Annotated in this window: 12 protein-coding genes; 5 read left to right on the top strand and 7 right to left on the bottom strand. The window is 71.7% G+C overall.

Annotation, left to right across the window (positions count from 1 at the left end):
• Positions 1 to 48 precede the first annotated feature (48 nt).
• The 4 genes from FHU35_RS10155 to FHU35_RS10140 form a co-directional block, all read right to left on the bottom strand.
• Complete coding sequence (locus tag FHU35_RS10155) at positions 49 to 2,907, bottom strand: ATP-binding protein (protein WP_145738256.1); 2,859 nt, start codon at positions 2,905 to 2,907, stop codon at positions 49 to 51.
• Positions 2,908 to 2,952: 45 nt separating this feature from the next.
• Entirely contained in the window at positions 2,953 to 4,758 is a 1,806-nt protein-coding gene (locus FHU35_RS10150; RefSeq protein WP_145738255.1) for an NAD(P)/FAD-dependent oxidoreductase, read from the bottom strand.
• Between the two features lie 127 nt (positions 4,759 to 4,885).
• On the bottom strand, positions 4,886 to 6,154 hold the full coding sequence (locus FHU35_RS10145) for a helix-turn-helix domain-containing protein (protein WP_246110215.1): 1,269 nt from the start codon (positions 6,152 to 6,154) through the stop codon (positions 4,886 to 4,888).
• A 56-nt stretch (positions 6,155 to 6,210) separates the two neighbouring features.
• Positions 6,211 to 7,389, bottom strand: coding sequence for an FAD-dependent oxidoreductase (locus tag FHU35_RS10140; RefSeq protein ID WP_186459361.1), 1,179 nt, complete (start codon positions 7,387 to 7,389; stop codon positions 6,211 to 6,213).
• Positions 7,390 to 7,660: 271 nt separating this feature from the next.
• Between FHU35_RS10140 and FHU35_RS10135 the strand changes: the two genes are divergently transcribed.
• From FHU35_RS10135 to FHU35_RS10115, 5 genes are all read left to right on the top strand, one after another.
• Positions 7,661 to 8,854 (top strand): cytochrome P450, encoded by a 1,194-nt coding sequence (locus FHU35_RS10135; protein ID WP_222429337.1) that lies wholly within the window; start codon positions 7,661 to 7,663, stop codon positions 8,852 to 8,854.
• A 45-nt stretch (positions 8,855 to 8,899) separates the two neighbouring features.
• Entirely contained in the window at positions 8,900 to 9,511 is a 612-nt protein-coding gene (locus FHU35_RS10130; protein ID WP_145738253.1) for a TetR/AcrR family transcriptional regulator, read from the top strand.
• Between the two features lie 29 nt (positions 9,512 to 9,540).
• Entirely contained in the window at positions 9,541 to 10,014 is a 474-nt protein-coding gene (locus FHU35_RS10125) for a nucleoside deaminase (protein WP_145738252.1), read from the top strand.
• A gap of 116 nt (positions 10,015 to 10,130) precedes the next feature.
• Positions 10,131 to 10,928, top strand: coding sequence for an ion transporter (locus FHU35_RS10120; RefSeq protein WP_186459360.1), 798 nt, complete (start codon positions 10,131 to 10,133; stop codon positions 10,926 to 10,928).
• 289 nt (positions 10,929 to 11,217) lie between these two features.
• The gene (locus FHU35_RS10115; RefSeq protein WP_145738251.1) at positions 11,218 to 11,907 is read left to right on the top strand and encodes an HAD hydrolase-like protein; all 690 of its coding nucleotides are present in this window, start codon (positions 11,218 to 11,220) and stop codon (positions 11,905 to 11,907) included.
• A 151-nt stretch (positions 11,908 to 12,058) separates the two neighbouring features.
• Here FHU35_RS10115 and FHU35_RS10110 read toward each other — a convergent pair whose 3' ends face one another.
• From FHU35_RS10110 to FHU35_RS10100, 3 genes are all read right to left on the bottom strand, one after another.
• Positions 12,059 to 12,469: a thioesterase, FlK family gene (locus FHU35_RS10110; protein WP_145738250.1), complete on the bottom strand. Its 411-nt coding sequence runs from the start codon at positions 12,467 to 12,469 to the stop codon at positions 12,059 to 12,061.
• A complete protein-coding gene (locus FHU35_RS10105; protein ID WP_145738249.1) occupies positions 12,466 to 12,702 on the bottom strand; it encodes a hypothetical protein in 237 nt (78 codons plus the stop codon). The genes FHU35_RS10110 and FHU35_RS10105 overlap by 4 nt, the downstream gene beginning before the upstream one ends.
• A gap of 206 nt (positions 12,703 to 12,908) precedes the next feature.
• Positions 12,909 to 13,769: an alpha/beta fold hydrolase gene (locus tag FHU35_RS10100; protein WP_246110214.1), complete on the bottom strand. Its 861-nt coding sequence runs from the start codon at positions 13,767 to 13,769 to the stop codon at positions 12,909 to 12,911.
• Positions 13,770 to 13,784: the final 15 nt, after the last annotated feature.

Here is a 13,784-nt window from a genome sequence, read left to right as displayed (position 1 = left end):
CGCGAGATCAACTGCGCGCCCGGCCACGTGCCCGCGCTGCGGGAGATCTCAGGCCTGGGCTTGCTGCCCCGCGGCCTCCACCGCGACCTCGACCCGGGAGCGCACCCCGAGCTTGGCGAGCACGTGCGAGACGTGCACCTCGATGGTGCGTCGCGAGGCGAACAGCTCGGCCGCGATCTCCGGGTTCGACATGCCGTCGCCGACCAGCAGGGCGACCTGCCGCTCGGTCCTGGTCAGCGCCGGCCATCCCGTCGTGGCGCGGGGGCGCTTCCCGCGCGGCGATCGGATTCCGTGCGGACTCATCCTGGCGGCGGATCGCTGCAGGTCCCAGTGCGCGCCCAGGCCGACGTAGACCTCCACGGCCTGCGCGTAGGCCTTGCGCGCCGCGGGTTTGTCGCCGTTCTCTGCGAGGACCACGGCGAGGTCTTCCACGGCCCGTGCGAGCTTGGGCGGCTGGGTGGTCTTGTCGTAGTGCTCGATGGCGGCGCGCAGCGTGATCGGGTCGCGTTCGAGCAGTCCCCGGCAGTGCTGGGCGGCGGCGAGGATGTTGGGCGCCGCGCCGACCGTCGCACCGCCCACGCAGGTGTTGGTGGCGCGGGTGGCGATCTCCTCGTTGCCGATGTCCCGGGCGAGCCGGACCAGCATCGGCAGCCACACGTAGCTGCTGCCGAACCGCTCGCTGGTGTCCATCACATCGGTGAGCATGGCCACCGCGCGCTGCGGTTCGCCGTCGATCTCGGCCCGCAGCACCGAGGCCACCATCAGGAAACCGGAGTTCTCCTGGGAATCCGGTGTCGGCTCCCCCGCGACCGCCAGCAGCTGCTCGAAGGCCGCGCGGTTGCCCCGGTGCCCGGCGAGCATCGCCGAGATCCCGTGCAGCCAGCGGAGTTGGTGCGAGGTCATCTCGCCGGTGAGCTCGCCCGCGGCCTGCAGCTCGGCGGCGGCGTCGTCCCATCGACCGACGGTGAAGTAGTGGTTCGCCGCCGACAGCCGCACCACCGCGAGCCGGGACGGCGTGGCGCTGCGCTCGGCGATCTCCAGCATCTCGTGCAGCGCGCTGCCCGCCTCCTCGGCGTGCCCGAGGGCGAACAGCAACATCATCCGGTTGCTGAGCACCTGCAGTCGCAGGTCCGCGTGCTCCAGGTCGTCGCCGAGCGCCGACGCCGCCTGCTGGTAGCAGACCAGCGCCTCGGCGAGGTCGCTGTTGCGGGCCCGGGCGGTACCCCTGACGTGCAGCGCGAGCCCCAGCGCGTAGTCGTCCTCGGACGCGTGCGCCTCGGTCAGCGCGCGGTCCACGGTCGCCTCCGCTTCGGCGGAGGCACCGCGCATCAGGTGCGCCTGCGCGAGCTTGGCGCGCATCCTGGCCAACCAGCGGAGCTCGAAACCGGCTGCGGTCTCGGCCTTCTCGATGACCGCCGCGGCTTCGTCGGCCATCCGCCGCGCCGCCAGCGACCACACCAGGTACCAGGTGAGCTCCGCGGCACGGACCGGATCGGCGACCTCGTCGAGAGCGCGCTCGCTGAGATCGTGGGCCTGTTCGGACTGCTCCAGCTGCACCAGCGCGAGCGCGCGGGCGGTGAGCAGGACCTCCCGGTGCTCGTCCTCGGCGGGCAGCGGCACGAGGGCCGCGCCGAGGAGTTCCGCCGCGCAGGCGGGCACCCGGTGGGCCAGCTCTCGCCCGTGGCGCACCAGCCAGTCCACCCCCGACTCGTCCAGTTCGGCGTCACCCGTGGAGATCGACGCCAGCAGCTGCTCGCCGACCCGCTCGACGGGCGCACCGGATTCCCGCAGCACCTGGGCCGCTTGGCCGTGCAGCGCCAGGCGCAGCGCGGTCGGGGTCGTCTCGTAGAGGGACTGGCGCACGAGCTCGTGCCGGAAGCTCAGCTGCAGCCCCGATTCGACCAGCACCCCGGTGCTCAGCACGTCCTCGACGTGTCCGACGAGGTCCGACACCGGCCGTTCGGAGACCGTGGACAGCTCGGTCACGGAGAAGGCGGGGCCGAGCATCGCGGCCATCCGCAGCAAACCGATCATCTGGCCGTCGAAGAAGCCGAGCCCGCCCAGGACCGACTCCGCCAGCGAGCGCGACACCGCGACCTCGCCGGTGAGCTCCGCCGTCCCGTTGCCGACCTCGAGGAGCCGTTCGCGGCTCAGCGACCGCACGATCTCCCGCGCGTAGCGGGGGTTCCCGGCAGCTCCGGCGAGCATCCGGCGCAGCCTCGGGCCGGGGGCGGCGGCCGATGCCAGGTGAGCGGCCAACGACGCGATCGCCGTGTCCTCCAGCGGCGGCAGGACGATCCGCCGCGCACCCCCACCGCGTTCCTCGGTGCGGCCGCGAGCCGGTCCCGACGCGGCGACCAGCAGCAGCGGGTGCTGCTCGGTCAGGGCCCTGAGCCGCTGCCACACCAGCAGGCTCGCCTCGTCCGCCCACTGGACGTCGTCGACCAGCAGCACCACAGGTGCGGTGACGCACCACGTGACCACGAGCTCGGCGAGCTCGTCGGCGACCACCGGCGCGGCCGGATCCGCTGCGGAGAGCCTGCCGTGCAGCTCGCGCAGCTCCTCCTCGTGGGCATCCGGGCCGATGCCGAGGCAGTTCAGCAGCAGGCTCAGCGGGAACTGCGCCGAGAGCCGGTCGGCGGTGGCGTGGCGGACGACGCACCCGTTGCGCGCGGCTTCGGCGATGACCTGCCCCAGCAGGGCGGTCTTGCCGATCCCCGGTTCGCCCTCCAGCCACACCGCACCGCCCGCACCGCTCACCAGCGACGCGACCAGCTCGCGCAGCTCGCCGAGCTCGGGTTCCCGTCCGAAGATCACCGGTTCTGCCGCCGTCATCACCCCGCCCTCACCCGCTCCGCCTGGCGAGGCGGAGCCGTGCCGGTCGCCGAGCCTAGCGCCTCCGCTCACCCGGTGAACCCCGTCGTGATCAGCGACCGGCACCCGCCGCAGCTCTCAGGACGTGTGGTGGACGTCCTGGAGTCCGTAGACCGGCGTCGCGATTCCCTCCGCTCTCGCCTTGAGCTGCAGCGCCAGGTAGAGGGAGTAGTGGCGGGACTGGTGCAGGTTGCCGCCGTGGAACCACAGGCCCTGCTGCTGGGTCGGTTTCCACATGTTGCGCTCCTCGCCCTCCCACGGACCGGGATCCTTGGTGGTGTCGGAGCCGAGGCCCCACACCTTGCCGACCTTGTCGGCGACCTCCTGACCGACGATGTCGGCCGCCAGCCCGTTCATGGACCGGAACCCGGTGGCGTACACGACGAGATCGGCGTCCAACCGGGTGCCGTCGGCGAGGACCACCGCGTCCTCGCTCAACTCGGCGACGTCGCCGCCGGCGAGCTTCACCCTGCCGTCGGCGATGAGTTCGCAGGCACCCACGTCGATGTAGTAGCCCGATCCGCGGCGGAGGTACTTCATGAACAGGCCCGACTCGTCATCGCCGAAATCGAGCTGGAACCCCGCCTTCTCCAGCCGGGCGTAGAACTCGGCGTCCTGCTCCCGGATCACGTCGAACGCCGGCTTCTGGAACTCGTGCAGGATCCGGTACGGGATGGAGGCGAACGTCAGGTCGGCGGTGCGGGTGTCGACTCCCGCGGCGACGGCTTCCTCGGAGTACAGCGGTCCGAGGCTGTGCTTCATCAGCGACTCCGACCGCACGACGTGCGTCGAGGAGCGCTGGACCATGGTGACGTCGGCGCCGGCCTCCCACAGCGCCCCGCAGATGTCGTGGGCGGAGTTGTTCGACCCGATGACCACGGCCTTCTTGCCCCGGTAGGCGTCCGGACCCGGGTGCTGGGAGGAGTGGTGCTGGTCGCCGCGGAACGTCTCGTGGCCGGGGAACACCGGAACGTTCGGCTTGCCGGACACTCCCAGCGCCATCACCAGCTGGCGCGGGCGCAGCGTCACCTGCTCGCCCTCCCGGTCCACGACGAGTTCCCAGCGCCCCTCGTCCTCGTCGTACTTGCCGCTGAGCGCCGTCGTGGAGCCCCAGTAGTTGAGCTCCATGACCTTGGTGTACATCTCCAGCCAGTCGCCGATCTTGTCCTTCGGCGCGAAAACCGGCCAGTTGTCGGGGAAGTCGATGTAGGGCAGGTGGTCGTACCAGACCGGGTCGTGCAGCGCGAGCGACTTGTACCGGCGCCGCCAGGAATCCCCCGGCTTCTCGTTGCGCTCCACGATGATCGTCGGCACGCCGAGCTGGCGCAGGCGCGCGCCGAGCGCGATGCCGCCCTGACCGCCTCCGACGATGACGACCTCGGGCTGGCGGGTGCGCCCGAGCTCGGCGAGCTCGGCGTCCCGTCCCTCCTGCCAGGTCACCCGGTCCGGGTCGGCGCCGTGCTCGGCGCCCCTCGGCCTGCGGTGCTTCTTGGGCTCCTCGTGACCCTTGAGCTCGTCCAGCGTGGTCAGGAACGTCCAGGCCTTGCCGTCGACGAGCCGCAGGTGACCGGTCCCGCGTCCCACCGCCGTCTCGAAGGAGAACCAGGCCTCGGTGACCCCGCCGGCCTCGGTCGGCTCGCCCAGGACGGCGAACTCCCCCGGGGTCGCGGTCGCGAGCGTCGCCCGCAGCATGGCGGCGATCTCCTCGCGGCCCTCGGAGGTCTTGAGGTTCCAGGTGAGCGCGACCAGGTCGCGCCAGTAGCTGTCGTCGCCGAACAGCGACGCCGCACGATCGGCGTCCTGGGCGGCGAGCGCCTCGGAGAACTCGGAAATCCACTGCTCGACCCGGGTTCGGGTCGCGTCGTGCTCCACCGTTTGACTCACGGACTACCTCCCGCGCGGGCGTCGTTGCCCTCGTCGCGACGCCCTGAGTGGTCGCGATCACATGTCCACTGTCATGGAGCCACACCGAACCGGGCCGCGCACGGGTTGCGGGGAGTTGCATCGGCGCTCAGCCGCGCACCGCCGGGGCCGTCGAGTGCGGCAGCAGCGATCCCGGTTCGTCCGGCCGCAGCACCTCGACCTCGACGGTGTCGCTGAAGCGGTAGGGCCGTCCGCTGAGCAGACCGCCGAGGTTGCGGCGCAGCCGGGACATCTCGGCCCGCACCGTGACCGTGCGCCGCGCGTCGCCGAACACGTCGGCGGCCAGCTGCGCGGCGGTGCGCCCGTCCGGGTGCGCGGCCAGGAGGAACAGCAGTTCCGCGTGCCGCGGGCTCAGCGGGTGGTCCCAACCGCCCGACGCGGAGGTGACCTCGATGCGGGCTTGCGAGGTCCGCAGGTCGAGCAGCGCCCTGGTGCCGTCGCCGGGCGTCGCGGGGTCCTCGTCGAGCAACCGCACGAGCCAGCCGCCGCGCACCGGCTCGACGACGCAGTCACCGAGCGCGGGCAGCCACGCCCGGCCCGCACCGCACCCGGTCGGCAGCGCGACGTGGTTGCGCGGAGCGATGCCGGTGGAGGCGGCGACCCATCCGTGCGGGTCGGTCACCACCGCTCGCCCCGAGACCTTCGAGAGAACGGGAACCGCGCTGCCGCGCAGCGCTTCGAGCGCGGTGCGGTGCGCGGCGTGCAGCTGGGACTCGGCCAGCTGCGCCACGGTCTGCACCAGCGCGAACGTGGTCGGGCTGACCGTGGCGGCCGGGCCGGAGAGATCCACCGCTCCGAGCAGCCGCCCGCTGCGCGGATCGTGCACGGGCGCGCTCGCGCAGGTCCAGGCGTGGTGCGTGCGCACGTAGTGCTCAGCGGAGTACACCTGCATCGGCAGCCCGGTGACCAGCGCTGTTCCGATCGCGTTGGTGCCCACGACGTCCTCGCCCCAGCCCATGCCTTCGACGAAGCCGAGCGCGTCGGCGTTGCGGCGCACCGCGGTGCTCCCGTCGCGCCACAGCAGGTGTCCGTCGGCGTCGGTGACCACCATGATGTTGGCGGTCTGCTCGGCGACTCCGCCGAGCTTCGCGCGCAGCAGCGGCAGCACTTCCGACAGCCCGGACGCGCGCCTGCGCTCGAGGAGTTCTTCGGCCTGCAGCGGCCGGCCGGCGCAGCCGCCTTCGGGGTCGATCCCCCGCGAGCGCATCCGCGTCCACGACGCGCCGATCACCGCCCGGGGCCGCGCGGGCGGGACCTCTCCGGCCACGGCCGCGTCGTGCACCCTGGCCAGCAACCGCGCGTACCGGTGCGGGTCCTCGCCCACCGGCAACGCCGCCTCGAAGCTCTCCCCGCGCACGCCCTCAGTGTGGCCCACATCTCAACTCACGCCAAGAACCCGGCGGGCAGCGCGCTTCAGGCTCGGGACTCCCAGTCGATGTGGTGGTCGTAGGCCCAGCCCCGGCCCATCGGGGGCTTGCGCTGCCACTCGACGTACCGCTTGGCCTTGGTGCGGAGGTTGCGGAGGCGACGTGCCAGCGCGTTCTGGTGCGCGCGACTGGTTCCCATCCTCCCCAGGGCGACGACGGCCTCCACCCGGTCCCGGCGCAGCCGCTCGAACGCCGCGAAGGCCGCTGCCGGGTCCACGTGGTCGCGCAGGCAGCGGGCCAGCTGGACGCCGTCCTCCAGCGCCATCGCCGCGCCCTGCTCGGACGCCGGCGGGGCGACGTGCAGCGCGTCGCCGATGATGATCGCCCGGTCGGTGTGCCAGCGCGGCACGTGCGCGAGCGCGTGATCGTCGAAGGCCAGGATGCGTTCGGACCGCGCGACGACCTCGGGCGCGATCGTGTCGTCCCCGGCGAACAGTTCGCTCATCTCGGCCCGCAGCTCGTCGGTGCGCTGCGGGTCGTCGCGGCGGCGCGGGTTCGGGGCGTGCAGGCTGGTGAACCAGAAGCAGCCGCCGGAGTGCGCATCTCGGGTGGCGGCGAAGAATCCCCTCGCGCCCATGTAGGAGCGCAGGACCTCGGGGGGCGGCGGTTCGCAGCCGGGTTCCGCCGCGTAGCCGTAGATGGTGCGGGTGCCGAGCCGTTCGGGTTCCGGCCCGTCGGGGTTGATCCGGCCGCGCACCAGGGAGTTCGCCCCGTCGGCACCGACCAGCACGTCGCCCTCGACCCGGCTGCCGTCGGCGAGCGAGACCGCGGCCGTCGGCGTATCGACCTCGGCGTCGACCACGCGGCTGCCGTGGCGGAACACCGCGCCGCGCTCGATGGCCAGCTCGCGCAGGACCGCCGAGAGCACCGGCCAGTGCATCACCCGGGGCAGACCGCGCTGCGAGCTCGGATCGGCGCCGAGGGAGTACCCGAGCCGACTGCCATCCGGCCGGACTCGCTCGGTGCGCACGAGCGGGAAGGACCGGGCGATCACCGGCTGGTGCGCGCCGACGGCCCGCAACGCGTCCATCCCGTTGGGGTTCAGGCGGACGACGGCGCCCTCGCCGTGATCTGCGGGGCGCGATTCCACCACGGTCACCGCGATTCCCGCGGTCCGCAGAGCCAGCGCCAAGGCCGTCCCCGCGATCCCTCCCCCGCTGACCACGACGTGCTCCACCACATCCCCCAGCCACACTCGAACCGGCCTCGGCCGGCGTCTCACAAGCCTCCCGGCACCCTAGTCCGCCGCACGACGGCTCTGGCCCGGAAACCCCGAACTGCCTGAAACGCCGAATTCCCGGCGAACGGGGCCGATTCGTGGCGACGACGACCTAAGTGCTAGTAGCCTTGCACTTAACGTGATGCGGCCGCTGATCCAGGCGCGGGAATCCGCCCGCACCGCAGCGAGCCGGCTCTGGAGATCGGGAGGGGCGGGCATGACTGTCGAACTACCGGTGCACATGCGACGCGACGGGTTCAGCCCCGCCGCCGAGCTCGAGAAGGTGCGCGACGACGACGGCGTGGTCCAGGTGCAGACGCCGTTCGGGCAGACCGGACACCTGGTAACCCGGTTCGCCGACGTCCGCACCGTCCTCGGCGATCCGGCCAGGTTCAGCAACGAGCGCGCCCGAGCCCTCTCGCCGCTCACGGCCCAGCTGAGCGAGCAGGAGGCCGCGCGGCTGCGGGCGGGCGGCCTGCTGGGCTACGACCCGCCGGAGCACTCGCGGCTCCGCAAGATGCTGACCCCGGAGTTCACCGTGCGCCGGATGCGCAGGCTCGAGCCTCGGGTCGTGGAGATCGTCGAATCCGCGCTCGACGACCTGGAGCGGGTGGGCGCACCCGCCGACCTGGTGGCCCACTTCGCGCTCCCGGTGCCGTCGCTGGTGATCTGCGAACTGCTGGGCGTGCCCTACTCGGATCGCGAGGAGTTCCAAGGGATCTCCGCCCGGCTGCTCGACACCTCCCTGCCGATCGAGCAGCGGACGGCCGCGCAGCAGGCCAACCGCGCCTACATGGGCACCCTCGTCGCCCGAGCGCAGGCCGAACCGGGCGAGGACATGCTCGGGATGCTGGTCCGGGAGCACGGTCACGACATCACCACCGACGAGCTGGTGGGCATCGCGGCGTTGCTGCTGATCGCGGGCCACGAGACCACCTCGAACATGCTCGGCCTCGGAACGCTGGCGCTGCTGCAGAACCCCGACCAGCTCGCCCTGGTCCGCGACGACCCGGCGATGGTCGAGCCCGCCGTGGAGGAACTGCTGCGCTGGCTGTCCATCGTCCACTCGCTGGCGCCGCGCATGACCACCGAGGACGTGGAGCTCGCCGGTCGCACGATCCCGGCCGGTGAGCTGGTGCTGCTGTCGGTCCCCACCGCCAACCGCGACGCGTCGTTCATCGACGCTCCCGAGCAGCTGGACATCACCCGGGGAGCAGGTGGTCACCTGGCCTTCGGGCACGGCGTGCACCACTGCCTAGGAGCGCCGCTGGCGCGGATGGAGATGCGCATCGGATTCCCCGCGCTGCTGCGCCGGTTCCCGGACCTCGCGGTGGCGGACCCCGCCGCGCAGCCCGACTTCCGGACCTACAACGCCGTCTACGGGCTGCAGACCCTCGAGCTGACCTGGTGATCGTCGGCGATCTCGCCCGGCTCCGCGGTGCTACCGTCCCTGGCCATGGCGAGGCGAGAGCGCACATTGCGGGCGGACGCGGCGCGCAACCACCAGCGGATCATCGACGCGGCGCTGTCGGCGTTCCAGGACGCCGGCCCGGGCGTCACGCTCGATGAGATCGCCGACCGCGCGGAGCTGAGCGTCGCGACGCTCTACCGGCGCTTCCGCAACCGCGACCAGGTCGTCAGCGCCGTGCTCGACCACGTGCTCAGCACCGAGATCGAGCCGGTGGCGGCCGCGCACACCGACGACGCGTGGCACGACCTGGCCGGGTTGCTGGGCACCGCGGTCGATTCGCTCGCACAGCACCGCGGACTGCTGTCCGCGGCCCGCGAATCCCGCACCTTCGACGTGGAAAGCGTGCACCGGTGCGCGAATTCGCTGCACCAGATGCTGCAGCGCGCCATCGCCGCGGGAGTGGTGCGCCCGGAGCTGGAGGTGCGCGACCTGGCGGCGGTCATCGTGATGACGCTGAGCACGATCCACCCCGAGGACCCCGAGGGCGCGGACCGGGAGCGCTACCTGGCGCTCCTGCTCGACGGCCTCCGCCCCAGCGCACATCACCTCCCGCCACCGTCGGCCCACGACGTGCCCGGAGCGGCCGAACAGCGCTGACGGGCTGGTGGCCGCGATAGCGTCCTCGCATGGCCATCACCGATCAGGACCGGGTTCACCTGCGACGCGCCGTCGAGCTCGCCGAGCGCGCGCTGGCGTCCGGGGACGAACCCTTCGGGTCCCTCCTCGTCTCGCCCGAGGGCGACGTGCTGTTCTCGGATCACAACCACGTGGCGGGTGGCGATCACACCCAGCACCCGGAGTTCGCGATCGCCCGGTGGGCGGCGGGCCACGTCGCGCCCGGGACGCGTCCGCGCTGCACCGTCTACACCTCGGGCGAGCACTGCGCGATGTGCTCGGCCGCGCACGGCTGGGTCGGCCTGGGGCGCATCGTCTACGCGTCGTCGTCGGAGCAGCTGGGCGAATGGGCCGCCGAGCTGGGGTTGCCGCGCTCTCCCGTCGCGGCGCTGCCGATCCGGACCGTGGTGCCCGGGGCCGAGGTCGACGGACCGGATCCCGAGTTGGCCCTGGAAGTCCGGCGGCTGCACGAGCGGCGGCGGTGAGCACCGGCACTGTGGTCCGCACGACAGCGGGTCGCCCTCAGCGCGGCGGCGCGAGGCCCACCGGATAGCTTGATCAACATTCCGCAGGAGGCCCGACGTCCCGGAGGACACCACCAGTGAGCACGCGGCAGCGGCTGCGCGAACTCGTCGACGCGCCGCGCTTCCAGCAGGCGATCATCGGCGTCATCCTCATCAACGCGGTCACGCTCGGCTGCGAGACTTCGCCCGCGCTGGTCGCCGAGCACGGCACGCTGCTGCACGCGGCGGACCGGATCGCGCTGGCGGTGTTCACCCTCGAACTCGCCGCGCGCCTCTACGCCCACGGTCCGAGGTTCTTCCGCGACCCGTGGAACTGCTTCGACGCGGTCATCGTCGGCCTCGCGCTGCTGCCCACCTCGGGCCCGTTCGCGGTGCTGCGCGCGTTGCGGATCCTGCGGGCGCTGCGCCTGATCTCCGCCATCCCCAGCATGCGTCGCGTCGTCGGTGCGCTGCTCGGCGCACTTCCCGGCATGGCTTCGATCGCGGCGCTGCTGGGGCTGATCCTCTACGTCGGTTCGGTCATCGCCACCAAGCTGTTCAGCGCCGTCGCGCCCGAGTACTTCGGCGATCTGGGCGACTCGCTGTTCACCCTGTTCCAGGTGATGACGGGTGAGGCGTGGTCGGAGGTGGCGCGGTCGGTGATGGAGGCCGAGCCGCTGGCCTGGATCTTCTTCATCGGCTACATCGCCGTCACGACGTTCACCGTGCTCAACCTGTTCATCGCGGTGACGGTCTCGGCGATGCAATCGCAGGTCGCGCGGGAGCACGAGATCGCCGAGGAGAACCAGACCACGCTCCTGCTCGCCGAGATCCAGCAGCTACGCGAGGAAGTCCGCGCGATGCACTCCGTGCGCGAGCAGACCTCGGAGAACTAGGGAGTTGTTCCAGTATCACCTTGCTTGGCGGTGCGAGTAGCGGAACCTCACACGCCGTCTGGACTCCGTGCGCCACTCCTTTTGTATGCCAATACACGGCGTCGCGGCGTACTCGCCAGACAGCGGGTGAGAAATCCCCACAGGGGAAGGCACCGCGGTGCAGGTTGAGTCCCACACCTGACACAACGGCTTCGCCGCATACTGACAAATGACCCCTAAGCTTCGACCGTGCGGTGTGGCACGCACCGCGGAACGAACCGATCCCCCACCAAGGCCGAGGAGACGTGACGTGGACGAGCGCATGGTGCTGTGGGACGTCGACCACACGCTGATCGACTCGCTCGGTCTCGGCGGCGCGGCCTATCACCGAATCTTCCCGGAGGTCACCGGACGACCGGTGCAGCAGCGCGCGGTGCTGGACGGGCGCACGGACCTGGGCACGATCGACCACATGCTGCGCTCGCACGACATCGAGCCGACCGAAGACCTGGTGTCGGCGATGGCCACCGCGCTGGCCGGGGTTTTCGAGGAGGTGCGGGCGGAACTGGCCGAGCGGGGACGGGTTCTGCCCGGTGCGGCGGAGGCGCTGGCGGCCTTCGACGCCGACCCGCTGCTGCACCAGAGCGTGCTCACCGGCAACACCGCCGACGTGGCGCGGATCAAGCTCGGTGCCTTCGACCTGCTGGACCGCTTCGACCTCGGCATCGGAGCTTTCGGCGACGACCACCTGCGACGCGGCGGGCTGGTGCCGATCGCCCGCGAACGCGCGAGGCTCAAGCTCGGCATCGACTTCGCTCCCGACCGGGTCGTGCTGATCGGCGACACGCTCAACGACGTCCGGGCGGCCCACGAGTCCGGAGCGAGGCTCGTGGCGGTGGCCACGGGTTCCTACAGCGCCGAGGAACTCCGGTCCGCAGGCGCCGAGGTGGTCTTCGAAGCGCTGCCGCCTCCAAAGGTTCTCCGCCAGGCGCTCGGCTGAGAACCCCCGAGGCCTTTTCGGAGCTGCGTTCTGCGGACCCCTCGCGAAGTCCGGACGACGCGGGAGGTTCCGCCACTCGCGGCGCCCTGCGGCGCTGGGCGGCCTGCTCTCGGCCCGACCCGGAGCAGGCCGCATCCAGCTAACGACGCGCTCATCGGCTGATCCGGCGGTAGAAGCGCTCGCGGTCGACCGTGGCGACCTGGTGGTGCAGCACGCCCGCCTGCTGGCCGGTGTCGACGTTGAAGGCCCGTGCCGTCCAGGTCTGGCGTCCGACGTCGGGCGCGGGTCCGCGCTCGACCTCGATGCGCACCACCTGTCCCGGCAGCGTCGGCGCGGTGTGCTCGTACACGCCACCGCACCCGAGCATCGCGAACTCGTCGGGCACGTCCGGGGCCAGCAGTTCCCAGGTCGCGTCCTCCAGCATCGCGATCATGGTGCCGGTCGCGAGCACCGGCTCTCCGCGCCTCGCGAGCAGCGTTCCGGGCAGGATGCTCGGAACCGTGTGCGCGCGGGTGATCGTCCGGGTGCACGCGTGCACTCCGATGGGCTGGGTGTTGGTCATGCCCCGTCCTCCCCGATCAGTGCCGGTGCGGTGCTGATCACCGCGCCGCCGGTCCGGATCGGGTCCTCCAGCCGGCCCGGTTCGCAGGGGTGGCGCCAGAACACGGCGCAGTCCGGGCAGAACCAGCGCAGCAGAGGCGGTTCCAGCCAGCGGACCTCTTCAGTGCACAGTGGACAGTTCAGCGCGAGCACTTCCGGCGCCGGCCCGTATCGATTCAGCTCGATCGCGGTCATCCCGATCCTCCTCTTGATGATGGCGAAGCGGATCTTCCGACGTCCGCTTCGCCATCCCCATCGGTCGCGTCAAGATCGAAGCTGAAGAGGCCCGATCGGCCGCGTGCACCGATCGGGCGTCATATCAAGAGCTTCCGTGAGGAACCGTCCAAAAAGGATCACCCGGTCGTGCAGCAACCAAAATTACCCGACACCAAAGTGTTCCGTTACTCCATTGTGGACTTCATCACAAGAAACGCCGACACGCGCTGCACTTGCCCGAGAACGGAGTGCCCCACGCCCGGCAGCACGTGCACCGTCGCCCCGGGCACGGTGCCGAGCCTGCGGGCGGTGTCGGCGGTGTCGAACATCGAGTCCCGCTCCCCCGCGATGGCCAGCACCGGCATCGGCAGCCCGGCCAAGTGCTCGTCGGAGAAGACCGGGAGCCGTTCGGTCCGCGGCCGGAACTCGCGGTAGATCTCGGCGAGGTAGTCCAGCAACGGCGATCCGTCGACCCCGGCGACCCTGGCCACGGCACGACGCCGCCCCCGAGGACCGAGCAGCCGCAGGAGGATCACCGGGAGGAGCCAGCCGTAGGTCTGCCTGCCGACGCCCGCCGGGCACAGCAGGACGAGCCTGCTCACCCGGTTCGGCCTCCGCACCGCGTGGTCCAGCGCCACCCAGGCGCCCAGCGACGCACCGACCAAGGCCGCCTGCCGCACACCGAGCCCGCCGAAGACCTCGTCGAGCCAGCGGGAGTGCGCGTCGGAGTCGAGCGGCGGACGCACCTGAGCGCTCCCGCCCGGTTCACCGGGCAGGTCGAGCACGAGCACGCGGAAGCGCTGCGAGAGCTCCGGCACCTCCGCCCGCCACATGGCCGTGTTGGTCCCTGAACCGTGCAGCAGCACCAGCGGCGGCGCGTCGGCCGGGCCGCTCTCCAGGACGAACGTGCTCCCGAGCGAGGTCTCGACCGTCCGCCGCATCGCCGGGACCGGCCAGTCGTCGAGCAGGTCCCGGTAGGCGCGTTGGATCGCCAGCCTGCCCCGCTCCGACTTGTAGATCTTCGCCCCGTCCATCTGACTCCCCATTCATCCCTAACCTTC

The organism is Saccharopolyspora dendranthemae (assembly GCF_007829955.1).
GTDB classification, from domain to species: Bacteria; Actinomycetota; Actinomycetes; order Mycobacteriales; family Pseudonocardiaceae; genus Saccharopolyspora; species Saccharopolyspora dendranthemae.
Note: the sequence above shows the minus strand (reverse complement) of the source record. Positions and strands in the feature narration are given on the sequence as shown.